General features: G+C 66.8%; 16 protein-coding genes and 2 pseudogenes. 4 read left to right on the top strand and 14 right to left on the bottom strand.

Going from position 1 to position 23,611, the window contains the following annotated elements:
- Nucleotides 1-20: 20 nt before the first annotated feature.
- The 10 genes and pseudogenes from ABIE00_RS21710 to ABIE00_RS21665 all read right to left on the bottom strand — a co-directional run bounded on the left by ABIE00_RS21710 (nucleotide 21) and on the right by ABIE00_RS21665 (nucleotide 12,532).
- Nucleotides 21-1,145 (bottom strand): FUSC family protein, encoded by a 1,125-nt coding sequence (locus ABIE00_RS21710; RefSeq protein ID WP_354262706.1) that lies wholly within the window; start codon nucleotides 1,143-1,145, stop codon nucleotides 21-23.
- Nucleotides 1,146-1,306: 161 nt separating this feature from the next.
- Nucleotides 1,307-2,716, bottom strand: coding sequence for an aldehyde dehydrogenase family protein (locus ABIE00_RS21705; protein ID WP_354262705.1), 1,410 nt, complete (start codon nucleotides 2,714-2,716; stop codon nucleotides 1,307-1,309).
- Nucleotides 2,717-2,997: 281 nt separating this feature from the next.
- Nucleotides 2,998-4,401 carry an MFS transporter gene (locus tag ABIE00_RS21700; RefSeq protein WP_354262704.1) on the bottom strand — a complete coding sequence of 468 codons (1,404 nt, stop codon included), beginning with the start codon at nucleotides 4,399-4,401 and terminating at the stop codon, nucleotides 2,998-3,000.
- A 48-nt stretch (nucleotides 4,402-4,449) separates the two neighbouring features.
- A complete protein-coding gene (locus ABIE00_RS21695; RefSeq protein ID WP_354262703.1) occupies nucleotides 4,450-5,970 on the bottom strand; it encodes an NAD-dependent succinate-semialdehyde dehydrogenase in 1,521 nt (506 codons plus the stop codon).
- Nucleotides 5,971-6,069: 99 nt separating this feature from the next.
- Nucleotides 6,070-6,882 carry an HpcH/HpaI aldolase family protein gene (locus ABIE00_RS21690; RefSeq protein WP_354262702.1) on the bottom strand — a complete coding sequence of 271 codons (813 nt, stop codon included), beginning with the start codon at nucleotides 6,880-6,882 and terminating at the stop codon, nucleotides 6,070-6,072.
- A pseudogene (hpaH, locus tag ABIE00_RS21685) lies at nucleotides 6,867-7,653 on the bottom strand (2-oxo-hept-4-ene-1,7-dioate hydratase). The gene ABIE00_RS21690 and the pseudogene hpaH overlap by 16 nt, the downstream one beginning before the upstream one ends.
- Nucleotides 7,654-7,656: 3 nt before the next feature.
- On the bottom strand, nucleotides 7,657-8,751 hold the full coding sequence (hpaD, locus tag ABIE00_RS21680) for a 3,4-dihydroxyphenylacetate 2,3-dioxygenase (protein WP_354262701.1): 1,095 nt from the start codon (nucleotides 8,749-8,751) through the stop codon (nucleotides 7,657-7,659).
- Between the two features lie 106 nt (nucleotides 8,752-8,857).
- On the bottom strand, nucleotides 8,858-10,372 hold the full coding sequence (hpaE, locus tag ABIE00_RS21675) for a 5-carboxymethyl-2-hydroxymuconate semialdehyde dehydrogenase (protein WP_354262700.1): 1,515 nt from the start codon (nucleotides 10,370-10,372) through the stop codon (nucleotides 8,858-8,860).
- A gap of 14 nt (nucleotides 10,373-10,386) precedes the next feature.
- A complete protein-coding gene (locus ABIE00_RS21670) occupies nucleotides 10,387-11,073 on the bottom strand; it encodes a GntR family transcriptional regulator (protein ID WP_354262698.1) in 687 nt (228 codons plus the stop codon).
- Nucleotides 11,066-12,532: a fumarylacetoacetate hydrolase family protein gene (locus ABIE00_RS21665; RefSeq protein ID WP_354262697.1), complete on the bottom strand. Its 1,467-nt coding sequence runs from the start codon at nucleotides 12,530-12,532 to the stop codon at nucleotides 11,066-11,068. The genes ABIE00_RS21670 and ABIE00_RS21665 overlap by 8 nt, the downstream gene beginning before the upstream one ends.
- A gap of 225 nt (nucleotides 12,533-12,757) precedes the next feature.
- Here ABIE00_RS21665 and ABIE00_RS21660 point away from each other — a divergent pair, with 225 nt between their 5' ends.
- On the top strand, nucleotides 12,758-14,668 hold the full coding sequence (locus tag ABIE00_RS21660; RefSeq protein ID WP_354262696.1) for an FAD-binding monooxygenase: 1,911 nt from the start codon (nucleotides 12,758-12,760) through the stop codon (nucleotides 14,666-14,668).
- A 201-nt stretch (nucleotides 14,669-14,869) separates the two neighbouring features.
- Nucleotides 14,870-16,366 (top strand): APC family permease, encoded by a 1,497-nt coding sequence (locus ABIE00_RS21655; RefSeq protein WP_354262695.1) that lies wholly within the window; start codon nucleotides 14,870-14,872, stop codon nucleotides 16,364-16,366.
- Here ABIE00_RS21655 and ABIE00_RS21650 read toward each other — a convergent pair.
- Nucleotides 16,363-17,088, bottom strand: coding sequence for an AmiS/UreI family transporter (locus tag ABIE00_RS21650; RefSeq protein ID WP_354262694.1), 726 nt, complete (start codon nucleotides 17,086-17,088; stop codon nucleotides 16,363-16,365). The genes ABIE00_RS21655 and ABIE00_RS21650 overlap by 4 nt on opposite strands.
- Nucleotides 17,089-17,285: 197 nt before the next feature.
- Here ABIE00_RS21650 and gdhA point away from each other — a divergent pair, with 197 nt between their 5' ends.
- A complete protein-coding gene (gdhA, locus tag ABIE00_RS21645) occupies nucleotides 17,286-18,623 on the top strand; it encodes an NADP-specific glutamate dehydrogenase (protein ID WP_354262693.1) in 1,338 nt (445 codons plus the stop codon).
- 43 nt (nucleotides 18,624-18,666) lie between these two features.
- On the opposite strand, the gene ABIE00_RS21640 is transcribed toward gdhA, so the two are convergent.
- The 3 genes from ABIE00_RS21640 to ABIE00_RS21630 form a co-directional block, all read right to left on the bottom strand.
- Complete coding sequence (locus ABIE00_RS21640; RefSeq protein WP_354262692.1) at nucleotides 18,667-19,626, bottom strand: AraC-like ligand-binding domain-containing protein; 960 nt, start codon at nucleotides 19,624-19,626, stop codon at nucleotides 18,667-18,669.
- Between the two features lie 154 nt (nucleotides 19,627-19,780).
- Complete coding sequence (locus ABIE00_RS21635) at nucleotides 19,781-20,842, bottom strand: D-TA family PLP-dependent enzyme (protein WP_354263478.1); 1,062 nt, start codon at nucleotides 20,840-20,842, stop codon at nucleotides 19,781-19,783.
- 62 nt (nucleotides 20,843-20,904) lie between these two features.
- Nucleotides 20,905-21,501, bottom strand: coding sequence for a TetR/AcrR family transcriptional regulator (locus tag ABIE00_RS21630; protein WP_354262691.1), 597 nt, complete (start codon nucleotides 21,499-21,501; stop codon nucleotides 20,905-20,907).
- Nucleotides 21,502-21,622: 121 nt separating this feature from the next.
- Here ABIE00_RS21630 and ABIE00_RS21625 point away from each other — a divergent pair.
- Nucleotides 21,623-23,609, top strand: a pseudogene (locus ABIE00_RS21625) (primary-amine oxidase).
- Nucleotides 23,610-23,611 lie beyond the last annotated feature (2 nt).

The raw sequence follows: 23,611 nt of genomic DNA, 5'->3' as shown, positions 1-23,611 counted from the left end.
GGGTCCGACAGTATTTGCGCCTACAGCGGGGGCAGGAGGTCGCGGGCCTCGTGGGAGTCGATGCCGGCGGCTTCCAACAGGTCCACCATGAGCGGCCGGAACAGCATCACCACGGTCTCGCCCTCGAGCTTCTGCACCTTCAGCATCCGCGGGTGCAGCCTGCCGGCGATATCGCCCAGGTCCTGCCGCGCACTGCGCAGGTGGGCATGGCGGGCCCCCTCCTGCACTTCGGCGAGGCCGAGCGAGAGCTCGTCCACCGCCGCTGCCGTCTCCTGCAGGACCTCTGCGATGTTCTCGGTGGCTTCGTCGGACAGCGCGGCATGGTTGATGGAACTGGTGAGCCGGCGGGCAAAGACGCGGCTGTTGCGGAGGGCAAGGTCAATGAACTCCAGCGATTGCTCCAGCCGGTCCAGTTCGTCCCGGTGCCGCCGGTAGGCGGGCGCCAGCGTGGCCACCTCGCCGGAGGCCCGCAGCGAGTGCCGCATGGCGTCCACCAGCGGCTGGCTGTTCCGGCCCCGGACCAGGGCGTGCCACGCCCGGGTGGAATCGCTCTCCATCAGTGCCGCGGCGCATTCCCGCAGTACTTCGGCCAGTTCATGAAGCAGCTTCTGGACGTCCTTGCGCGGTTCCCGACGCGGGTCCTTGGGAGCCAGGACGGTGATCAGCAGCGCGACCACTCCGCCCACCACAGCGTCGATGCTGCGCGTGAACGGGCCGCCGGAGGGCGCCGGCAGCAGCACCACCAGCAATGACTGCAGTGCCAGTTGGGTGGTGAAGATATTGCCGCTGTCCAGAAAACGGGCCAGCAGGATGGACGTTAAAAGCACGACGGCGGCCTGCCAGATCCCCGCCCCGAGCCAGTGAAGCAGCATGTCGCCGACGGCAATGCCGAGGGTGCAGCCCAAGCCCACCTCCATCACGCGCCGCATACGCAGATCGCGGGAGAAACCCAGGGCGATCAAAGAAGACGTGGCCGCGAAGAGGGGCCCCGTGTGGCCGAGGACGAACTCGGCGAAGGCATAGGCTCCCACCGCGCCGACGGCCATCTGGATTGCCGGGACGAGCGAGTTCCGGCTCCTGACCATTCCTGTCCTGATCCGGCCGCGAAGGAAACGTCTGCTGGCGGCGAGTCCGGTCTGGGGCATGGCTTCAGTCTATGGCCGGAGCCGCCGCGGACCGGGAACCCGACGCCCCGGTGACGCACCGCGGTGACCCACCCGGCAAGCAGACCCGGGAGCCGAAAAACAGCAAGGGCCGCCGTCGCGTTGTTGCGACGGCGGCTCTTGGGTTTCGGTGTTTCGGTTGGTTAGCCGTTGATGATTTGGGGGATGCCGAGGTGTTTGAGGCCTTCGACGCCGAATTCGAGGCCGTAGCCGGATTGTTTGGCGCCGCCGAAGGGGATGCGGGGGTCCACGGCGCCGTGTTTGTTGATCCAGACGGTGCCGGCTTGGATGCGGTTGGCGACTTCGCGGGCTGCGGTCAGGTTGGGGGACCAGACGGAGGCGCCGAGTCCGACGTCGAGGGCGTTGGCGTAGTCGATGGCCTGGTCGATGGTGGTGTAGCGGATGATGGGCAGGGCGGGGCCGAACTGTTCTTCGGTGACGAGGGGGTTGGTGTTGTCGATGTCGGCCACGAGGGTGGTGGGGTAGAAGTAGCCGGGCTGGTCGGGGTCGGGGTTGCCGCCGAGCAGGATGCGGGCGCCGGAGGCGCGGGCGGCGTCGACGAGGGTGGCGACGATGTCGTACTGGGCTTTGTTTTGGAGCGGGCCGAGGACGTTGTTTTCGTCCAGGCCGTTGCCCATGGGCATGGTTTTGGCGGTGGTGGTGAGTTCGTCGCAGACGGCGTCGTAGATGGTGTCGTGGACGTAGAGGCGTTTGAGGGCGGCGCAGGTCTGGCCGGTGTTGATGAAGGCGCCCCAGAACAGGTCCTGGGCGATGGTTTTGGGGTCGGCGTCGGGCAGGACGATGCCGGCGTCGTTGCCGCCGAGTTCCAGGGTGAGGCGTTTGACGGTGTCGGCGGAGGATTTGATGATGGCTTTGCCGGCGGCGGTGGAGCCGGTGAACATGATTTTGCCGACGGCGGGGTGTTCGGCGAGGCGGGCGCCGACTTCGCGGTCGCCGGAGATGACGGTCAGGACGCCGTCGGGGAGTTCTTCGTTGAGGACCTTGATCAGGGCCAGGACGGAGAGCGGGGTCATTTTGGAGGGTTTGACGACGGCGGTGTTGCCCATGCGCAGTGCGGGGGCGATTTGCCAGATGGTGATCATCATGGGCCAGTTCCAGGGGCCGATCGCGCCGACGACGCCGATGGGCTGGTAGTGGAGTTCGGCGTAGGTTTCGCCGTCGTCCACGATGACTTCGGGTGTGAGTTCGGTGGCGGCGGTGGCGCGGAGCCAGGCGGCGCAGGCGCCGACCTCGAAGCGGGCGTTGGGGCCGTTGAGGGGTTTGCCCTGTTCGCGGGAGAGCAGCTGGGCGAGTTCCTCGGCGGAGCGTTCGACGGCGTCGGCGGCCTTGAGCAGCGCTGCTGACCTGGCGTCGTGGCCCAGCGCGGCCCAGGCCGGCTGCGCGGCGGCGGCCGCGGCCACCGCGGTCTCGAGGTCCTCAATGGTATGGACCGGGGCTTCGCCGACGACACCGCCGGTGGCCGGATCGAAAATAGTCCGGGTCTCGCCGGAGCCGGGGGTGATGGACGCGAGGAGGGCATCGTAGGTTTCCAAGAGGTACTCCACTTCGAGTAGGAAAGTGCGCTCAGCCGGACGGCGAGGCGGGCATACCTAAGTGTTGTCCGCACGAGGGGCCGCTGGCTTGTCTCTGGGTGCAGAACCCTTGACTTGGGGCGAACTGACTGGCTGGACTGCCTGCGCGAACTTGCCGAGCTGAGCTGCCCGCGCGAACTGCCTGCCCGAACTGCCGAAGACCGGAAAAATCCAACTGGCCGGAGCGGACCCCAGGGGGCAGCTCCGGCCAGCCGGAAGTGTGAGTGTGCGCAAGCGCAGGGTTACACGCCGGCGGCCGCCTTGGCAGCGTCGGCCGAGTCCGCCCGGCGCCGGTCGAAGACGGTGGCGCCGACCTCCTGCTCGGCCTGGTTGTTGATGCCCAGGTCGATCCCCTGGCGTTCCCGGATCACCAGGACGGCGGCCGTTGAAACGAGGGCCACGATGAGCAGGTAGACGGACACCGAGGCCGTTGTCCCTGTGGCCTGGACCAGGGCAGTGGCGATCATCGGGGCGAAGGCGCCGCCGATGATGGCACCGAGCGCGTAGGAGATCGCTACGCCGGAGAACCTGATGGATGCCGGGAACAGTTCGCTGTAGAGGGCTGCCTGCGGGCCGTAGGTCAGGCCGAGGCCCACCGTGAACAGGGCGAGTCCGAGGAACAGCGCCCAGATGTTCCCGGTGTTTACGAGCCAGAACAGCGGGAACACCGTGACGATGAGGCAGCCGTAGCCGATGAGGTAGGTCTTCTTGCGGCCGATGCCGTCCGCGAGGTAGCCGGAGATCAGCGTGAAGATAAACCACAGCGCGGCGGAGCCGGTCACGGCGAGGAGTACCTCCGTGCGGTCCATGGCGAGCCCGGCGGGATTGGCGGCGTAGCTGAGGATGTAGCCGCCGGTGGTCATGTAGCCTGCGGCGTTGTTGCCGGCGAAGACCAGGGCCGCGATGATGACCAGCAGCCAGTGCTTCCTGAACAGTTCGACAATGGGGACGCGGGTCTGCTGCTTCTTTTGGGCGATCTCCTCGAAGACCGGGCTTTCCTCCACGCTGCGGCGGACCATGAAGCCGACGACGATCAGGACGAAGCTGAGCAGGAACGGAATGCGCCAGCCCCACTGCACAAAGGCGGCACCGGGGGAGACCACGCCGGACATCAGGGCCAGCACACCGGAGGCCAGCAGCATGCCCAGCGGAACGCCCAGTTGCGGGAAGGCACCGAACAGGCCGCGCCTGCCGCGGGGTGCGTGCTCTACGGCCATCAGGACAGCCCCGCCCCATTCGCCGCCGGCCGAAATGCCCTGCAGGATGCGCAGGAGCAGCAGCAGGACGGGCGCAGCAATACCGGCCGTCTCGAAGGTCGGCAGCACTCCGATGAGGGTGGTGGCCGCCCCCATCATGATCAGCGTGATGACCAGCATGGCACGGCGGCCCAGGCGGTCGCCGAAGTGCCCGGCCAGGAAGGCGCCCAGCGGACGGAACAGGAAGCTGAGTCCCACCGAGGCGAAGGAAATCAGGATGCCGATGTCGGCGCCGGCGGGTTCGAAGAACAGCTTCGCGAACACCAGGCCCGCGGCGTTGGCGTAGATGAAGAAGTCGTACCACTCGACGGTGGTGCCGATGATGGTGGCGAACGCTACCCGGCGGTTATCCGTTGCCGGGCCGCGCTGTCCGTGCTTGACAGTGCTCAATGTTTTTCCTTGCTGTGTGGACACTCGTTGTGTGGACACGTCGCTGTGTCAGTTCGAGTAGGGGTCGGCGATGCCGATGTACTGGGTGGTGGTGTATTCGGCGATGCCTTCGGTGCCGCCTTCGCGGCCGAGTCCTGATTGTTTGACGCCGCCGAAGGGTGCGGCGGCGTTGGAGATGACGCCGGCGTTGAAGCCGACCATGCCGAATTCGATTTGTTCGGCCACGCGCAGGAGGCGGTTGAAGTCTCGGCTGTAGAGGTAGGAGGCGAGACCGTACTCGCTGGCGTTGGCCAGCCGGATGGCGTCGTCCTCGGTGGTGAAGGTGGTGACGGGTGCGACGGGTCCGAAGATCTCCTGGCCGAGGATCGCGGCGTCGTTGGGCACGTTGCCCAGCACTGTGGGCTGGTAGAAGTAGCCGGGTCCGTCCACGGGTGATCCGCCGGTGACGGCGGTGGCTCCGGCGTCGACAGCCGCGGTGACGAGGGCGTGGACGTCATCGCGGGCTCCGCCGTCGATGAGGGGGCCGACGTTGGTGCCGGGTTCGGTGCCGCGGCCGGTGGCCAGGGCACGCATCGCTGCGGCGAACTTGGCGGTGAACTCCTGCGCCACGGATTCGTGGACGAGGAAGCGGTTGGCGGCGGTGCAGGCCTCGCCCATGTTCCGCATTTTGGCGGCCATGGCCCCGTCGACGGCGGCGTCGACGTCGGCGTCCTCGAACACGATGAACGGGGCGTTGCCGCCGAGCTCCATGGAGGTCCGGAGCACGTTCTGCGCGGCGTCGGCCATCAGGCGTTTGCCGACGGGGGTGGAGCCGGTGAAGGAGACCTTCCGCAGCCGTGAGTCCTGCAGCAGCGGCCCGGAGATCCCGGACGCGGATGAGGAAGGGACGACGTTGAGGACGCCGGCGGGAAGGCCGGCGTCGAGCATGGTCTGGGCGAAGTACTGGGCGGTGAGCGGGGTGAGTTTGGCGGGTTTGAGGACCATGGTGCACCCGGCAGCGACGGCGGGGGCGACCTTGCGGGTGGCCATGGCGAGGGGGAAGTTCCACGGGGTGATGAGCAGGCACGGGCCGACGGGTTTGTGCTGGACGAGGATCTTGTTTTTGCCCTCGGGCGTGGTGAGGTAGCGGCCGTAGTCGCGGACGGTTTCCTCGGAGAACCAGCGCAGGAACTCGGCCCCGTAGGTGACTTCGCCGCGGGCCTCGGCCAGCGGCTTGCCCATTTCCAGCGTCATCAGCAGCGCGAAGTCTTCGGCGCGTTCGGTGACCAGATCGAAAGCCCGGCGCAGGATCTCCGCCCGCACCCGGGGCGCGGTCCGTGCCCAGGAGGCCTGGACTTCATCCGCCGCGTCGAGCGCGGCGAGGGCGTCTTCGCTGGTGGCCGAGGCGAGGGTGGCGAGGACCTCCCCGGTGGCGGGGTCGTGGACGTCGAACGTGCCGCCGTCGGACGCGTCCCGCCACTGGCCGCCGATGAGCAGGCCGGTGGGCACGGACGCGAGGAGCGCGGCCTCGCGTTCGGGAGAGACGGAGGCCGTTGAGAGGGCAGGGGAGAGTGCGGGCGAAGTGGTCATGCGGAAGTCTCCTCGGGAGTGAAGTATCTGGGGCCCAAGTGACTGGCAGTTGTTGTCGTTTTCAGGCGTCAAAACGACAACAACTGCGAGTCAGTTGGGCTAGTAGGAGGCCGGGGTGTCGCCGGCGGGCGTGATGTACTCTGCGGCGAGTGCTTCGGAGCCCCGTGCCAGAAGGGCGACGTCGGCGCCGACCAGGATGAAGTCGGCGCCGGCCGCCAGGTAGTGGCGGGCGGTGGCGGGGTTGAACGCGTTGACGCCGGCGGGTTTGCCTGCCGCTTTGGCGGCGGCGAGGCAGTGTTCGACGGCGGCGCGCACCTCGGGGTGTTCCTGCTGTCCCAGCAGCCCCATGGAGGCGGCGAGGTCGGAGGGGCCGACGAAGATCGCGTCCACGCCGTCGACCTTCAGGATGTCCTCCACCGCTTCAACGGCAGACGTTGATTCGACCTGGACGGTGACGCTGACGGTTTCCGAGGCCCGGGCGAGGTAGTCCGGGACCCGGTTCCACCGGGCGGCCCGGGCCAGCGCGGAACCGACCCCGCGCACACCGTGCGGCGGGTAGCGGGTGGCGGCCACGGCGGCTTCGGCTTCGGCCACGGAGTTGACCATCGGGACCAGGAGGTTCTGCACGCCGAGGTCCAGGTACTGCTTGATCACCACTGTGTCGTTCACGGGTGGCCGGACCAGGGTGTGGACCGGGTAGCCGTGGATGGCCTGGAGCTGGGCGAGGATGGATTCGAGCCCGTTGGGGCTGTGCTCGGCGTCCACCAGGAGCCAGTCCAGGCCGGACCCGGCGCAGAGTTCGGCGATGAGCGGGCTGCCGGAACAGACCCACATCCCGGCCAGCGGCCGGCCCGCTTTACCGTTTTGATTGCGCAGCGCGGACCGGAAGGTGTCTTCTATTCGAAGCGGCATGTCACGGCTCCCAGGGGTCCGTAGTCGGCGTGGACTGTGTCGCCCTTGTAGACCCAGAGCGGGCGGGTGAAGGAGCCGGCGAGGATGATGTCGCCGGCCTTCATGGAGTCCCCGTGCGCGGCGATCTTGTTGGCCAGCCAGTGCACGCCGTTGGCGGGGTGGTCCAGTACGCCTGCGGCCACGCCGGTTTCCTCCACGGTCTGGTTCTTGTAGAGGATCGCGGAGACCCAACGGAGGTCCACGGCGTCCGGTTTCACCGGGCGCCCGCCGACCACCATGGCGCCCATGGCCGCGTTGTCGGAGATGGTGTCCACGATGGTCCGGCCCTCCATCTCGATCCTGGAATCCAGGATTTCGAGGGCCGGAACCACGTAGTCGGTGGCGTTCAGGACGTCGAAGATGGTGCAGCCGGGGCCTTTGAGCCCGTCCTTCAGCACGAACGCCAGCTCCACCTCCACCCGCGGGTGGGTGTACCTGTCCCACGAAACCGAGCAGCCGGTTTCCAGGACCATGTCATCGAAGATCGCACCGTAATCGGGTTCGGTGATGCCGGTGGCGGCCTGCATGGCCTTGGACGTGAGGCCGATCTTGCGCCCCACCAGGGTCCCGGCCGGCGTCCTCGTTCCGGCGCCGCCACAGCTGCTGCACCGCGTAGGAGTCCTCCACCGTCATGTCCGGGTAGCGGGCAGTCAGGCGGGGCACGGGGGTGCGGGTCCGGCCGGCTTCGACCAGCTCATCCGCGATGGCCTCGATCGTCTTCGCGTCCAGCATCGTTTAGACCTGGGCTCCCAGCTTGAAGCCCACTGCGTCGGTGCCTGCGGCAGAAGACGTCCCGTCCTTGCGGGTGTAGGAGAAGCCGTCGGCGCCCACGGTCACGGCCATTTCGGACTTTTCCTCGCGTTCGATGACGGGCTGGGGGTTGCCGTCCAGGTCCAGGACCAGGGAGGCCTCGGTGTACCAGGACGGGACGACGGGGTTGCCCCACCAGTCGCGGCGCTGGTTGTCGTGGACGTCCCAGGTGACGGTGGGGTTGTCCGGGTCGCCGGTGTAGTAGTCCTGGGTGTAGATCTCGATGCGGTGGCCGTCCGGGTCCAGGATGTAGAGGTAGAAGGCGTTGGACACGCCGTGCCGGCCGGGGCCGCGTTCGATCCGGTCGCTGATGCGCAGGGCGCCCATCTTGTCGCAGATCTGGATGATGTTGTGCTTCTCGTGCGTGGCGAACGCGACGTGGTGCATGCGCGGGCCGTTGCCGCCGGTCAGGGCGGTGTCGTGGACGGTCTGCTTGCGGTGCATCCAGGCGGCGTAAGTGACACCGTCGGCATCCTTGATGTCTTCGGAGACGCGGAAGCCGAGGTCCTCCAGGTAGGCGCGGCCGCGGGGAACGTCCGGGGTGACCTGGTTGAAGTGGTCCAGGCGCACCAGTTCACCGGCGGAGTACAGGTCGTAGCGCTGGGTGAGGCGCTCCACGTGCTCGGTCTCGTAGAAGAACTCGTACGGGAAGCCCAGCGGGTCCTCGACGCGGACGGAGTCACCGATGCCCTTGGTGAAGCCTTCCTTGCGGCGTTCGGTGCGGCAGCCCAGTTCCCTGTAGTACGCCTCGGCGGCGTCCACCTCGGCGGGGGACTTCACCCGGTAGGCGAAGGCCGCGACGGCGGCGATGGGGCCCTGGCGGAGCACCAGGTTGTGGTGGATGAACTCCTCCAGGGAGCGGAGGTAGATGGTGGTCTCGTCCTCTTCGGTGACGTGCAGGCCCAGGACGTCCACGTAGAACTCGCGCGACTTGGCGAGGTCCGTGACTACGATCTCCATGTAGGCGCAGCGGACGATATCCGGTGCCGGGACGGTGGGGGTGGGAACGAAGTTGGTCATGATGTTCTCTCTTCTTTGAAAGGGGTCTTCCCCAACTGACTCGCAGTAGATGTCGTTTTGGAGCTTCAAAACGACAACAAATGCGAGCTAGTTGGGCTGGCGCGGCTTAGGCGCCGAATTTGGGGGTGTGGACAGCGCCGAGCGTGATGTGCACGGCCTGCTGGTCGGTGTAGAAATCGATGGAGCGGTAGCCGCCCTCGTGGCCCAGGCCCGAGGCCTTGACACCGCCGAACGGGGTGCGGAGGTCGCGGACGTTGTGGCTGTTCAGCCACACCATGCCTGCCTCGACGTTCTGGGAGAAGTTGTGGGCCCGGGTCAGGTTCTGGGTCCAGATGTAGGCCGCCAGGCCGTACTTGGTGTTGTTGGCCAGGGCGAGGGCCTCGTCGTCGTTCTCAAACGGGGTAATGGCGACGACGGGACCAAAGATCTCCTCCTGGAAGATCCGGGCGTCGGGGGAGACGTCGGCGAAGACGGTAGGGGCGATGTAGTTGCCCTCCGGCAGGCCTTCCGGCCGTCCGCCGCCGGCCAGCAGCCGGCCTTCGGACTTGCCGATCTCCACGTAGGAGGCCACCTTCTCGTAGTGCTCCGGGTGGACCAGGGCACCCACCTGCGTCTTGGGATCGTGGGGATCGCCGACCACGATGTTCTTGGCGCGGGCGGCGTACTTCTCGCAGAACTCGTCGTAGATGGCGCGTTCGACCAGGATGCGGGAGCCGGCGGTGCAGCGTTCGCCGTTGAGGGAGAAGACGCCGAACAGGGCGGAGTCGATCGCGGCGTCCAGGTCGGCGTCGGCGAACACCACGCAGGGGGACTTGCCGCCGAGTTCCATGGACAGGCCCTTGAGGTTGGCGGCGGCGTTGCGGAAGATCGTCTGGCCGGTGGTGGTCTCGCCGGTGAAGGAGATCAGCGGGACGTCCGGGTGCTTGACCAGGGCGTCGCCGGCTTCCTCGCCCAGGCCGTTGACCAGGTTGAACACGCCGTCCGGCAGGCCTGCCTCCTTGAAGATGGTGGCCCACAGCGATGCGGAAAGCGGGGTGAACTCGGCCGGCTTGAGGACCACGGTGTTGCCGGTGGCCAGGGCCGGGGCGAGCTTCCAGGACTCGAGCATGAACGGGGTGTTCCACGGGGTGATGAGGCCGGCCACGCCGATCGGCTTGCGGTTCACGTAGTTGATCTGCGAGCCGGGGACCTTCATGGCGTCGTCGAACTGGGCCACGATCAGGTCCGCGAAGAAGCGGAAGTTCTCCGCCGCGCGCAGCGCCTGGCCCTTGGCTTGGGTGATCGGCAGGCCGGTGTCGAAGGTCTCCAGCTCGGCGAGCCGGGCTTCCTGCGCCTCGACGGCGTCGGCGATCCGGTTCAGGACCTTGGCACGCTCGCGGGGCTTCATCTTCGGCCACGGGCCGCTGGTGAACGCCTCACGGGCCGCGGCGACGGCCAGGTCGATGTCTTCCTTCTGGCCGGCCGCGGCGGTGGCGTAGTTCTGGTTGGAGACCGGGTCCAGGACGTCAAAGGTCTTCCCGCCCACGGAATCAACGAACTTGCCGTTGATGAAGTGCTGGATATGGGTGGGCAGGTCCTCGGGAACATAGTGCTTTGCTGCTGTTTCTACAGGAGTCGTCATCGTTGAAGTCCTAACTAGTGCTTGGTTTGGGAGAGGTAGGCGTCCAGGGTGGCGCTGCGGTGGAGCCGTGCTGCTTTTTCGATGGTGTCGGCGTCGGCGCCGGATTCAATGAGCTTCAGCAGGGCCTCGTGTTCGTCCACGGATTCGTGGGCCCGGCCGGGAACAAAGCGGAACGTTGAGGACCGCAGTGATGCCAGCCGGTTCCAGCCGCGGTGGACAAGATCCAGGATGTGCGGGTTGGGGCAGTGCTCGAACAGGACGCTGTGGAAGTCCTGGTTGAGGCGGGTGAAACGGACGGGGTCGAAGTGCTGCAGGCATTCGCGCATCTCGGCGTTCACGGCGCGGGCCCGGGCAATATCCGCCTCGCCGACCAGCGGGGCGGACAGCGCCGTGGCGGCGCCTTCGACGATGCTCAGGGTCTGCATCGTGTAGAGGTACTCGGTGGGGTCGATGCCTGCCACGGTGGCTCCGACGTTGCGTTCAAATTTCACCAGGCCCTCGGCCTCGAGCCGGCGGATCGCTTCGCGGACCGGGACCACGCTGAAGCCGAGGTCCTTGGCGATGGCAGCCAGGACCAGCCGGTAACCCGGGGTGTAGGTGCCTTCCACGATCCGCGCCTTGATGGCCTGGTAGGCCTGCTCGGACTTGCTGCCGGCGGTGGCGTCAGAAATGCTCGCGGGGGCGGTGACTGTTTCAGTCATTGGCCTTGTCTGCTTCCCATTCCTCATATTTGGCTCGCCACTGCGCGTTGAGCGGGTAGAGCCCGTCCACGCTGTGGCCCTGTTCCACCATTTCGGCAATGAAGATCTCTTCGCGTTCCTGGGCGATCGAGTCGTTGGCGACTTCCTCGGCCAGGGCCGGCGGGATCACCAGGATGCCGTCGGAGTCGGCCACGATGATGTCGCCGGGCTGTACCGTGGTGCCGCCGCAGGCGATGGTGATGTCCGTGTCCCACGGGATGTGGCGGCGGCCCAGCACGGCGGGGTGCGGGTTGGAGTAGTAGGTGGGCAGCTCCATGGCGGCCACGGCAGAGAAGTCGCGGACTCCGCCGTCGGTGATGATGGCGGCGGCGCCGCGGACCTGGGCGCGCAGGGCCAGGATGTCGCCGATGGTGCCGGTGCCCTTCTCGCCGCGGGCCTCCATGACCAGGATTTCGCCCTCGTTCACGGAGTCGATGGCCCGTTTCTGCGCGTTGAAGCCGCCGCCGTGGGTCTTGAAGAGGTCCTCACGGTTGGGCACGTAGCGCAGGGTCCGGGCCAGGCCCACCACCCTGCGGTCCGGGCGGGTGGCCTGCAGGCCGTCGATGCTGACGTTGTTAAGGCCGCGCTTGCGCAGCTGGGAGGACAGCGTGGCGGTGCAGACGCTTTCAAGCTTGGCCTTCAGCTCCGGGCTCAGGGCAGAGCCGGCGGCCGGCAGGCCTGCCGCTTCCCGCGATCCGTAGGCTTCCTCGCGCTGCAGGTCATCGGCCTTGGGCCGGGCACCAAAGTCAGCGAACGCCGTCGTGCCTTCCTTGACTGTGGTGGTGAGGCGGCCGGTGCTCAGCCCGCCGTCGGCGGCAGTGACTTCGACCTCCAGCACGTCGCCGGGCACGGCGACGGAGGCGCCAGCCGGTGTGCCGGTCAGGATGATGTCCCCCTCCTCGAGCGTGAGCAGCTGGGACAGGTCGGCCACGAGCCGGGCGAAGGGGAAGAGCAGGTCTTCGGTGGTGTCGTCCTGCACCAGTTCCCCGTTGTGCCAGGTGCGAATGCGCAGCTTGGCGGGGTCGACGGCGTCTGCCGGGATCAGCGCCGGGCCCACCGGGGTGAAGCCGTCCCCGCCCTTGGACCGGAGGTTGGAACCCTTGTCCGCGTAGCGGAGGTCGTACACGCCGAGGTCGTTGCTGGCCGTGACCGCTGCGACGTGGCCCCAGGCGTCCTCGACCTCGACGCGGCGGGCGGCCTTGCCGATGATGATGGCGATCTCGCCCTCAAAGCCGAGGAGTTCGCAGCCGGCCGGGCGTTCGACGGCGGTGCCGGTCAGGGCCAGCGACGACGACGGCTTCAGGAAGTAGGAGGGCTGCGCCGGGGTCCGGCCCCGCTGGGCGGCACGGCTGGGGTAGTTAATGTGCACCGCGATCACCTTGCGTGCTGCTGCAAAGGTGTCGTCGTTGACCTGCTCCAAAGCGTTCTCCTCATCGGGTACGAAATCGTATACGAAACATACTGGACCGTCTTCGGCTACTTCGTCAACCCCTGTATTTCGGCGAAACCGAGCTGCTTGTAACCCGGGTCATATGTGACGTACAGTACTGAAGCATAACCACAATTTCTATTATCGAACCATCTGTTCTGATATAGAACACACGATTTGGCGAAAGCCAGCCACACAGTGAAGTGAGGAAAGCCCGTGCAGTTCCACCACCACGGTTACGTTTCCGGTGACCCGCGCATCCAGCCGGCTGCCGGCGTCGGCATCAACCGCCCCGAAGAGCTGCCCGACGAGGTCGACGTGCTCATCGTGGGCTCCGGCCCCGCGGGCATGCTCGCAGCAGCCCAGCTCTCGCAGTTCCCTGACATCACCACACGCATCGTGGAGCGCCGCGGCGGCCGCCTCGCCATCGGCCAGGCCGATGGCATCCAGGCCCGCAGCGTCGAGACGTTCCAGGCCTTCGGCTTCGCCGAGGAGATCACCGCGGAGGCCTACCGGATCACCGAGATGGCGTTCTGGAAGCCGAGCCCGGAGAACCCGAAGCACATCTACCGCGCCGCCCGCGCGGTCGACGACGAAATGGGCATCAGCGAATTCCCGCACCTGATCGTCAACCAGGCCCGTGTGCTGGACTACTTCGCCCGGGTCATGGCCTTTTCCCCGACCCGGATGACCCCCGACTACGGCTACGAGTTCAGCAGCCTCGAGGTCGCTGATTCGGGGGAGTACCCCGTCACCGTGACCCTGGTGCGCACCACCGGCGAACTGGCAGGCCAGGAACGCGTTGTGCGCGCCAAGTACGTGGTGGGTGCCGACGGTGCCCGCAGCAAGGTCCGCGAATCGATCGGCTGCACGCTCGCCGGCGACCAGGCCAACCACGCCTGGGGCGTCATGGACGTCCTCGCCTCCACCGACTTCCCGGACATCCGCACCAAGTGCGCCATCCAATCCCACGACGGCGGCAGCATCCTGCTGATCCCGCGCGAGGGCGGCCACCTGTTCCGGATGTACGTGGACCTGGGCGTCGTGCCGGAGAACGATAACGGCGCGATCCGCAAGACCACCATCGAGCAGATCATCGCCCACGCGAACCAGATCCTGCAGCCCTACACCCTCGATGTGCGCAATGTCGCCTGGCACAGCGTGTACGAGGTGGGCCACCGCCTCACCGACAGGTTCGATGACGTCATGCCGGAGCTGCGGGACACCCGCATGCCGCGCGTGTTCATCACCGGCGACGCCTGCCATACGCACAGCGCCAAGGCCGGCCAGGGCATGAACGTGTCCATGCAGGACGGCTTCAACATCGGCTGGAAGCTCGGCCACGTACTCGAAGGCCGCAGCCCGGAGTCGCTGCTCGCCACCTACTCCGCGGAACGCCAGGTCGTCGCGAAGAACCTCATCGACTTCGACAAGGAATGGTCCACCCTCATGGCCAAGAAGCCCGAGGAGTTCGAGGACCCCTCGGAACTCGAGGACTTCTACGTGCGCACCGCCGAATTCCCGGCGGGCTTCATGACCGAGTACGCGCCGTCGATGATCGTCGCCGAGGCCAAGCACGCAGGCCTTGCCACGGGATTCCCCACCGGCAAGCGCTTCAAGTCCGCTCCCGTCCAGCGCGTCTGCGACACCAACCCGCTGCAGCTGGGGCACCAGGCAACGGCGGACGGGCGCTGGCGGATCTACGTGTTCGCCGACGCCGCCGAGGCCGGCGCCGCGTCGCCGACCACCGACTTCGCCCAGTGGCTGGAGAACTCGCCGGAGTCCCCGCTTGCGGCCACGCCCGAGGGTGCCGACGCCGACGCCTGGTTCGACGTGAAGGTCATCTACCAGCAGGACCACCGGGGCATCGACATCAACGCGGTTCCGGCCGTGTTCAAGCCGGAGGTCGGGCCGTTCAACCTCACCAACCTCGAGAAGGTCTACGGCACCGACCCGAAGGCCGACATCTTCGAACTGCGCGGCCTGGACCGCGGCGGCGTCGTGGTGGTGGTCCGTCCGGACCAGTACGTGGCGAACGTCCTGCCGCTGACCGCGACGGCGGAGCTGGGGGAGTTTTTTGCGCCCCTGCTCCCGGCCCGCCGCGGACTGGTAAGCCACCACGCCTGAGAAACGAAATAGCCGGGGAGCGCAAAGGCCTCCCCGGCTGTTTCATTTTTGGCTCCGCCAGCCTCGACCAGTGCGCTGAGGCACAACAACTGATCGCTGCCAGACAAGCCCTGTCCGACCGGGACTGCCAAGCTGGATTTAGCGGTGCGAGGCCATTGCCGGCACCCCTCTCCAACGCTCATGACCGTTAAGAAGGATCCAATGAGTATTTCAAATTCCGAGTCCCGGACTGCAGAAGCAAATCCGCCCAAGGAGCAGTCCACAGCCCTCCGCGCGGGCAGTATCGGCGTGCTGGGCATTCTCTTTTTCGTTCTTTCGGCCCAGGCCCCGCTGACCGGCATCGTCGGCGCAGCGCCCCTGGCTGCTGCCCTCGGCAATGGCGCCGGGGCGCCGGGCGCATACCTCGTCGTGGGCATCGTCATCGTCATCTTCGCCGTCGGCTTCGTGGCCATGAGCCGGAAGGTACAGGCCAGCGGCGCCTTCTACGCCTACATCTCCGCCGCCTTCGGCCGAAAGACAGGCACCGGAGCCGCCTGGCTGGCACTGCTTGCGTACAGCACCGTGCAGGCAGCCATGTACGGGCTCTATGGTGCGGCCTTCTCCGGCCTGCTGGGTTCCGCCGGCGTGGCCGTTCCCTGGTGGCTGCTGGCCATTGCCACGATGGCAGGCGTGCAGGTGCTTGGATCGAAGAACATCGAACTCGGCGCCCGCGTCCTGGCATTCCTCGTGGGCCTGGAGGTCGCGATCCTGCTGCTGTTTGGATTCACCGTCCTGCTGAAGGGCGGCGGCCCCGAAGGCCTCAACATTGCGGCCTCCTTCTCCCCTGAAGCGATCGCCAGCGGCGCCCCCGGCGTTGCCATCATGTTTGCCGTTGCCTCCATGTTCGGCTTCGAGTCAACGGCCATCTACTCCGCCGAGGCCAAGGATCCCCACCGGACTGTGGCGCGGGCAACCTACCTGTCAGTGGGCATCATCGCAGTGTTCTTCGCCTTCATCACCTGGATGCTGGTGAGCTTCTACGGACCCTCGCACGTCATCGACGCCGCCGGAGCCGCCCTCGAGTCGGGAGACGCCACCTCCTTCGTCATCGGCCCGCTCGTCGAACTGTTCGGCCCCTGGGCCGGTGTGACCGCCGGGATCCTTCTGGTGACCTCGCTCCTGGCAGGCATCATCGCCTTCCACAACGGCATCAACCGCTACCTCCACTCGCTGGCCCTGCGCGGATCCCTTCCCGCTGCCCTGGCACGGACCAACAAGCACCGCGCCCCTGCATCCGCGGCCTGGGTGCAGACAACCGTCGCCGTGCTGCTCGTGGGCCCGTTCGCCGTCCTGGGAATGGACCCTGTGCTGACGCTCTTCTCGTGGTTCAGCGGACTCGCGGTGGCGGCACTGCTGGTGCTCTACATGCTGTGCTCCCTTGCCGTCGTCGCGTTTTTCCGCCGCGAACGGGTGTCCGGGCAGCTCTGGCAGACCCTCATTGCCCCGGCCCTTGCCTCGCTGCTGCTGGCTTGGGTCCTGTACCTGGTGGTCAGCAACTTCACCTCCCTGATCGGCGGCAGCGCCGAAACGGCCGTCGGGCTGCTCGTAGCAGTCCCCGTGATGTTTGTGGCCGGAGTGGCGGCGGAAATCGCGGTGGAGAAAAGGGCCGGCACCTCAGGGCGCCCGTTCACCGACGAGGCTGCTGTCAGCGGCAACTAACGGCGTGTCGTCCCTAACGGTTCGCCAGGGACGACGACGGCGGGCTGGCCGTCCGTCCCGCCGTCCCGCCGGGCGTCCCTGCGGCAGTCCCGTCTGGCGAGGCCCGCGGCGAGCAAGAGCAGCGCGGCGATGCACGCCGCGGCTCCGCCGGCCACTGCGGGATCACCGGGCCATTGCCCGGTGATCCCGAGCAGGGCGGGCACCGTTGCTGTCGCCTGGCTGGCCAGGACCAGGGACCAGCCGATCAGCGGCGACAGCCCGCCATGGCCGAGCGCGAGCGAGAAGAAGAACAGCATCCACAGGTAGGACCAGCAGAGCCACAGCATCGCCAGCAGCGGGTCCCCAGGGAACCAGGCCGCGGCGAGCAGGAGGCCGCAGCCGGCCACCATGCCGCAGAACCAGCCAAGGCCCCTGGACCCCAGCCCCAGCAGGAAATCCAGGCCGGAGTATACGTAGGTCAGGCCGAACAGGAACATGCCGGACGCTGAAAGCAGCAGCTGCACGCCGCCGTCGGGCTCCGGGGCCGCACCGCCCGGAGCTGTAACGCCCGGAGGCGCAACGCCCACATACGTGACGCCCAGATATGTGACGCCGAGGATCAGCTGAAGGCTGCCGATGACCAGGCTCAGGACGGCTGCGTCCCGGCGGGGAAGCACTCCCAGGGTGGCGAGCCCGTTGACCAGCAGCGCGGCGCCCGAGAGGAGGAGGCAGACATATGCCATCAGCGGGCCTTCCCTGGGAAAGACATTGGAAACGGATCTCTCGTAATGTGGAATTTGACTGTCACAATACGGAGAATAAGGCATGATATCCGGGCCGCCTATCCGGCCGTGGTCTTAATCGGTTAGGTTGAAAGCTCAACTATGGGACGGCGGGCCGCACACCCCCCGGCCGCGAAGAGCCGAAGATAGGACTATTCATGGATGCACGGCTGGAGGCTGTCAGGGACACGGTGCTGGCGCGGAATCCGGGCGAAGCCGAGTTCCACCGGGCGGTGACCGAGGTGTTCGAAAGCCTCGGCCCGGTCCATGACCGGCACCCCGAGTTCCTTGAAGCCGCCATCCTGGAGCGGCTCTGCGAGCCCGAACGCCAGATCATCTTCCGGGTGCCGTGGGCGGATGACTCCGGCCGGGTGCAGATCAACCGCGGCTTCCGCGTGGAGTTCAACTCGGCGCTCGGCCCCTACAAAGGCGGCCTCCGGTTCCATCCCTCCGTTTACCTCGGGATCGTGAAATTCCTCGGCTTCGAGCAGATCTTCAAGAATGCCCTCACCGGCATGCCGATCGGCGGCGGCAAGGGCGGTTCCGACTTCGACCCCCGGGGCCGCAGCGATGCCGAAGTCATGCGGTTTTGCCAGTCGTTCATGACGGAGCTCTACCGCCACATCGGCGAGTACACCGACGTGCCGGCCGGAGACATCGGCGTGGGCGGCCGCGAAATCGGTTATCTCTTCGGCCAGTACAAACGCATCACCAACCGCTACGAATCGGGCGTCCTGACCGGCAAGGGCATCTCCTGGGGAGGTTCGCTGGTCCGGCCCGAGGCCACCGGCTTCGGCACCGTGATCTTCACTGAAGAGATGCTCAAGACGCGGGGCTCATCCTTCGACGGGCAGCGCGTGGTGGTTTCCGGCTCCGGCAACGTGGCCATCAATGCCATCGCGAAGGCCCAGTCGCTCGGCGCCCACGTGGTGGCCTGCTCTGACTCCTCGGGCTACGTGGTCGATGAGGCGGGGATCGACGTCGGGCTGCTCCGGCAGATCAAAGAGGTGGAACGCGGACGCCTCAAGGACTACGTTCTGCGCCGTCCCGGCGTTTCCTACGTGGAGGCCGGCTCCGTCTGGGACGTTGACGCCACTGTCGCACTGCCGTGCGCCACGCAGAACGAGCTCGACGGCGATGCTGCCGCCCGGCTGGTCCGCAACGGACTGCTCGCCGTCGGCGAAGGCGCCAACATGCCCTCCACCCGGGACGCCGTGGCAGTGTTCCAGGAGTCGGGCGTGCTGTTCGGGCCGGGCAAGGCCGCCAACGCGGGCGGTGTGGCCACGTCGGCCCTGGAGATGCAGCAGAACGCGAGCCGCGACTCCTGGTCCTTCGAGCACACGGAACAGCGGCTCACGGACATCATGGTGGGAATCCACCACCGCTGCGCCTCCACCGCGGATGAGTACGGTGAGCCCGGAAACTATGTGCTGGGCGCGAACATCGGCGGCTTCGTCAAGGTGGCGGACGCGATGCTGGCGCAGGGTCTGATCTAGGGGCCGTGCTGATCTAGGCGCCGGGGATTTAGGCGCTGTCTCCCTAGGCGCCGCGCCGCCAGTCGCTGGGTGATTCACCGAAGGCCTCCCGGAAGGTGCGGCTGAAGTGCGCCGCGTCCAGGAATCCCCAGCGCGAAGCGACGGTACCCACGGAGGTACCTGAGTGCAGCGGATCCCTGAGGTCGCGGCGGACCCGTTCCAGCCGGCGGCTCCGGATCCAGCTGGCAACCGTGCTGCCGGACTCGTGGAAGACGTTGTGCAGGTGGCGGGTGGAAATGAAATGGGCCGCGGCAATGCTGGCCGGCGACAGCTGCGGATCGGCGAGGTTCGCCTCGATATAGTCACGGACCGACGTGGCCAGCAGCGCCTGGGGCTTCATGCTGTCCGCAGCCAGATCCAGTTCCGCATGGAGCATGGTGGAGACGAGGTCCAGCGTGTTGGCAGCGAGCCGGGAGCCGCTCGGCCCGCTGAGCGCCTCAAGATTGCCGGCGAGCCGCGTGATGAACGGTCCCACGATGCCTGCCATTCCGGATTCCCCGGCCATGCGGACGGCCGATAGCTGTCCCACATAGTCCGGCGGCAGCGACAGGGAGTCGTGCGGGAACATGACCACCATCATCCGGGCCTGTTCTTCGAACGCCAGCGTGTATGGGCGGTTGGTGTCGTAGATGGCCAGGTCGCCGGGGCGGAGCACGGCCTCGCGGTTGTCCTGGATGAGGAGTCCGGTGCCCTCCAGCTGGAGGTTGAGCTTGAAATAGCGCTGGTCGGACTGTGCCAGGAGCGCCGGTGTGCGGTGGACGCTGTGGCTTGAAGCCGAAACTTCCACGATGCACGTGCGGTCCAGCACCCTGGAGCGCATACGGCCTTGGAACTGCTCAGGCCGTTCGGTTTCGGCGGCCAGCGGCACGAAGGACTGCGCGACGAGATGCCTCCAGTGGTCAAAGGAGGTGGCCACACTGGAGGTGAGGGTCTGGTCCGTGGAGCGGGCTGTGGTTGCTGGCATGAACATTCCTGACGCCGGTTGGCTGTCTGTCTGCGGGTCCCCAACACTGTGTCGTGGAACACAGTCATTTCAGGTTAGCGGCGAAATTCCACCCTGTCATCTTTTTTCAACGTATGGCGAAAAAAGATTCCGTGAGCACCACCCCTCGCGCCGCTTACCTGTTCCTGCCGCGGGCCGCCACCGCCCAGCGGTCCACAAGTTCGCCTCCGCGGACCACCGCGACGTCGTCCACGAGGTTCATTGCGAGGCACACGTGGTTGGGAATGACCCGCAGCCGGTGCCCGATGGCGGGCATGGTCCCGGGCTCCGCCCACTCGACAGTTGCATGGTGCTCCGACAGTGCGGTGATCCGGGCGTCGGGATGGTCCATCAGCCGACCGAAGCCGCTTGCCCACGCGGGCCGGTCGCTGCCGAGAACCTTGCTGCCGGCGTCGATGATGAAACGTGCGGGACCGTCCGCCGGGGTTGCGTGGTGGCTGACCACGGTGGCCGCCACTGTCAGTGCGATGTCATCGATGGCACACCGCTCCAGCTCCAGCTGCTGGGCGTCACCAAAGATGTAGACTCCCGGGCGCACCTCGGTGGCGGCCGAGTTCCCGGTCAGCATCGCCGTCGGGGTCGAACCGCCGCTGCGGCAGGTGACCTCGAATCCTGCCGCCGTCAGAACCTCGGACGCCCGGCCCAGGGCCTGCTGCTCCTGCCTGGCCGCCTCGACCGGCATGCCCGGCGCGTAGCTGTGTCCCGGAAAGGTGAAGACTCCCGCGACTTTCAGTCCGGCGCGCGCTGCTGCTTCGGCGACCGGCGCGACGGTTTCCGGATGGACGCCGCTGCGGTGATGGCCGCTGTCCACTTCCACGAGGACGCTGATTCTCCCGGCGGCGTTTTCGAGGCCGGATCCCAGCCTCGTTGCGCCCTCCACGGAGTCCACGCCGACGGTGATCTGCGCAGTCTGCGACAGGTGCTTAAGCCGCTCGGCCTTCTGTGGCGAAATCCAGAGCGGGTAGGCGATGAAGAGGTTGTCGACGCCGGCGGCCGCGAACACTTCAGCCTCACCGATGGTTGCCACTGTCAGCCCGGAGGCTCCGGCCGCGATCTGGCGGGCTGCGATTTCGGGAATCTTGTGGGTTTTGGCATGCGGGCGCAGGTCCAGGCCCCGTGCCCGAACGGCTGACGCCATCCTGCCGATGTTCCGGTCGAGGATGTCTGCGTCGATCATGATTTCCGGCGTGTCGATTTCCTGTGGGATGGTCTCTTCCGGCGTCACCTGGTTGCTCCCGCTCAACGCTGGCCCGTCAGCAGGGTGAGGTATCCCTCAAGCTGTCCGTCCAGGCCGAGCTCCGTCTGGCCCTCAGGGAGCAGCGCTGCCGCGATCTGGGCCCCCAGCAGCATGTTCAGCAGCTGGCCGGCGAGACTGTCGTCGTCGACGGCGGCACTTACCTCGCCGCTGTCCCTGGCTTCCGCGAGGTGGCGCCGGATCGTACCCAGCCACTCCTGCATCGATTCCCTGTGGATCTGCGCCTTGCCCGGATCGTTGATGGCCTTCTGCCAGAAGGGGATCACTATCCGCGCTTCATTGATCCGTTCCTCATCCAGCGGGAGGACTTCCACGCAGAAAGCCCGCAGGGCCGCCAGCCCCGAAAGCCCCGAGGTGACTTCGGCGATGCGCTCGTTGGTCCGGTTGAAGACGTGGCCGAACGCGAAGGTCAGCAGCGTGTCCTTGGTGGGAAAGTACGGCTTCAGGGCGCCGTTCGCGAAGCCCGCCTCGGTGGCGATCTCCCGCATGGTGGCGCTTTCGATGCCCAGCCGGGCGATGATCCGCCAGGTCGCATCGACGAGTTCCAAGCGGCGCTCGTCGTGGTCAACAATCTTTGGCACGATGCCGCTCCCCAGTAAATATTTTCGCCCAGACTCTTGTGAGCCATCTTACGTTCGCTTATTCTCTACAACTATAGAAAATAAAAAATCCGACCCGCCAGGGTCCCGGACAAAGGCCGCTATGACGCTCTCCATCACAGAAACAGCCAGCCCGTTCCGCCTCGCATCCGCGGCGGACATCAGCGAGGTGCAGGGCATTCTTCGCTCCGGCGGACTTCTTGGTCCGGAGAAGCGCATTGCCTACCTGGGCCTGCTGGACCCTGTCCGTGGAAATGAAGCCTCCGGCGGAACTGCCGCCGGAACCGGCTCCGGCACGGAAGACCGGCGGTTCCGGATCTTCATCCACGACGTCTCCGGTGCCCGGCCGCAGGACGTCACCGTCTCGGTCACCAGCGGCACGGTGATCTCCGCCGTCGAACTCGACACCGCCGCCACCGGCGAACTGCCGGTCCTGGAAGAGGAGTTCGAGGTGGTGGAACAGCTGCTGGCCACGGACGAGCGGTGGCTGACGGCCCTGGCCGCCCGGAACCTGGACGTCAGCAAGGTGCGCGTTGCCCCACTCTCCGCCGGCGTGTTCGAATATGCCGAGGAGAAGGGCCGCCGGATCCTGCGCGGGCTCGCCTTCGTGCAGGAGTTCCCGGAGGACAGCGCCTGGGCCCACCCGGTGGACGGGCTCGTGGCCTATGTGGATGTGGTCGGCAAGGAAGTCACGCAGGTGTTCGACACCGGCGTTTTCCCCATTCCGGCAGAGCACGGCAACTACACCGATCCCGAGCTCACCGGCCCGCTGCGGACCACACAGAAGCCGATCAGCATCACGCAGCCCGAGGGCCCCAGCTTTACGGTGACCGGCGGCAACCACATCGAGTGGGAGAAATGGAGCCTTGATGTCGGCTTCGACGTCCGCGAGGGCGTGGTGCTGCACAACATCGCCTTCCGGGACGGGGACCGGCTCCGGCCCATCATCAACCGCGCATCGATCGCCGAGATGGTGGTCCCGTACGGCGATCCGTCACCGATCCGGTCCTGGCAGAACTACTTCGACACGGGGGAGTACCTCGTGGGCCAGTACGCCAACTCCCTGGAGCTGGGCTGCGACTGCCTCGGCGACATCACATACCTCAGCCCCGTCATCAGCGACGCCTTCGGCAACCCCCGCGAGATCCGCAACGGCATCTGCATGCACGAGGAGGACTGGGGCATCCTGGCCAAGCACAGCGACCTCTGGACCGGCATCAACTACACCCGCCGGAACCGCCGCATGGTGATCTCCTTCTTCACCACCATCGGCAACTACGACTACGGCTTCTACTGGTACCTCTACCTTGACGGCACCATCGAATTCGAGGCCAAGGCCACCGGCGTCGTCTTCACCTCCGCGTTCCCGGAAGGCGGCTCGGACAACATCTCCCAGTTGGCGCCGGGCCTCGGCGCCCCGTTCCACCAGCACATCTTCAGCGCCCGCCTGGACATGGCCATCGACGGCTTCACCAACAGGGTGGAGGAAGAGGACGTGGTCCGGCAGGCGATGGGCCCGGGCAACGAGCGCGGCAACGCCTTCACGCGCAAGCGCACCGTGCTGACCCGCGAGTCCGAAGCCGTGCGGGAAGCGGACGCCCGCGCCGGCCGCAGCTGGATCATCTCCAACCCCGAATCCAAGAATCGTCTCAACGAGCCGGTTGGCTACAAGCTGCACGCGCACAACCAGCCCACCCTGATGGCTGACCCCGAATCCTCGATTGCCCGGCGGGCCGCGTTTGCCACCAAGGACCTCTGGGTCACCCGGTACGCCGACGACGAGCGCTATCCCACCGGTGACTTCGTCAACCAGCACTCCGGCGGTGCCGGCCTGCCCGCCTACGTCGCCCAGGACCGCGACATCGACGGCCAGGACATCGTCGTGTGGCACACCTTCGGCCTGACCCACTTCCCGCGGGTGGAGGACTGGCCCATCATGCCGGTGGACACCGTCGGCTTCAAGCTCCGCCCCCGAAGGCTTCTTCGACCGCAGCCCGGTCCTGGATGTGCCCGCCAATCCGAATGTGCAGGCCGGGGGCCACTGCCACGGTGACGCCGGGGAGTCCGTCGATTCCCCGTGTCACGGCTAGGC

The organism is Arthrobacter sp. OAP107 (assembly GCF_040546765.1).
In the GTDB taxonomy this organism is placed as follows: Bacteria; Actinomycetota; Actinomycetes; order Actinomycetales; family Micrococcaceae; genus Arthrobacter.
The sequence above is the reverse complement of the archived record's forward strand: the minus strand, read 5'-3'. Positions and strand labels throughout refer to the sequence as shown.

Excerpts from the sequence above, each read along its gene's own strand:
- ABIE00_RS21710 (WP_354262706.1), bottom strand. The coding sequence starts at position 1,145 with ATGCCCCAGACCGGACTCGCCGCCAGCAGACGTTTCCTTCGCGGCCGG.
- ABIE00_RS21695 (WP_354262703.1), bottom strand. The coding sequence starts at position 5,970 with ATGACCACTTCGCCCGCACTCTCCCCTGCCCTCTCAACGGCCTCCGTC.
- ABIE00_RS21690 (WP_354262702.1), bottom strand. The coding sequence starts at position 6,882 with ATGCCGCTTCGAATAGAAGACACCTTCCGGTCCGCGCTGCGCAATCAA.
- hpaD (WP_354262701.1), bottom strand. The coding sequence starts at position 8,751 with ATGACCAACTTCGTTCCCACCCCCACCGTCCCGGCACCGGATATCGTC.
- hpaE (WP_354262700.1), bottom strand. The coding sequence starts at position 10,372 with ATGACGACTCCTGTAGAAACAGCAGCAAAGCACTATGTTCCCGAGGAC.
- ABIE00_RS21670 (WP_354262698.1), bottom strand. The coding sequence starts at position 11,073 with ATGACTGAAACAGTCACCGCCCCCGCGAGCATTTCTGACGCCACCGCC.
- ABIE00_RS21655 (WP_354262695.1), top strand. The coding sequence starts at position 14,870 with ATGAGTATTTCAAATTCCGAGTCCCGGACTGCAGAAGCAAATCCGCCC.
- ABIE00_RS21650 (WP_354262694.1), bottom strand. The coding sequence starts at position 17,088 with ATGGCATATGTCTGCCTCCTCCTCTCGGGCGCCGCGCTGCTGGTCAAC.
- gdhA (WP_354262693.1), top strand. The coding sequence starts at position 17,286 with ATGGATGCACGGCTGGAGGCTGTCAGGGACACGGTGCTGGCGCGGAAT.
- ABIE00_RS21640 (WP_354262692.1), bottom strand. The coding sequence starts at position 19,626 with ATGCCAGCAACCACAGCCCGCTCCACGGACCAGACCCTCACCTCCAGT.
- ABIE00_RS21635 (WP_354263478.1), bottom strand. The coding sequence starts at position 20,842 with ATGATCGACGCAGACATCCTCGACCGGAACATCGGCAGGATGGCGTCA.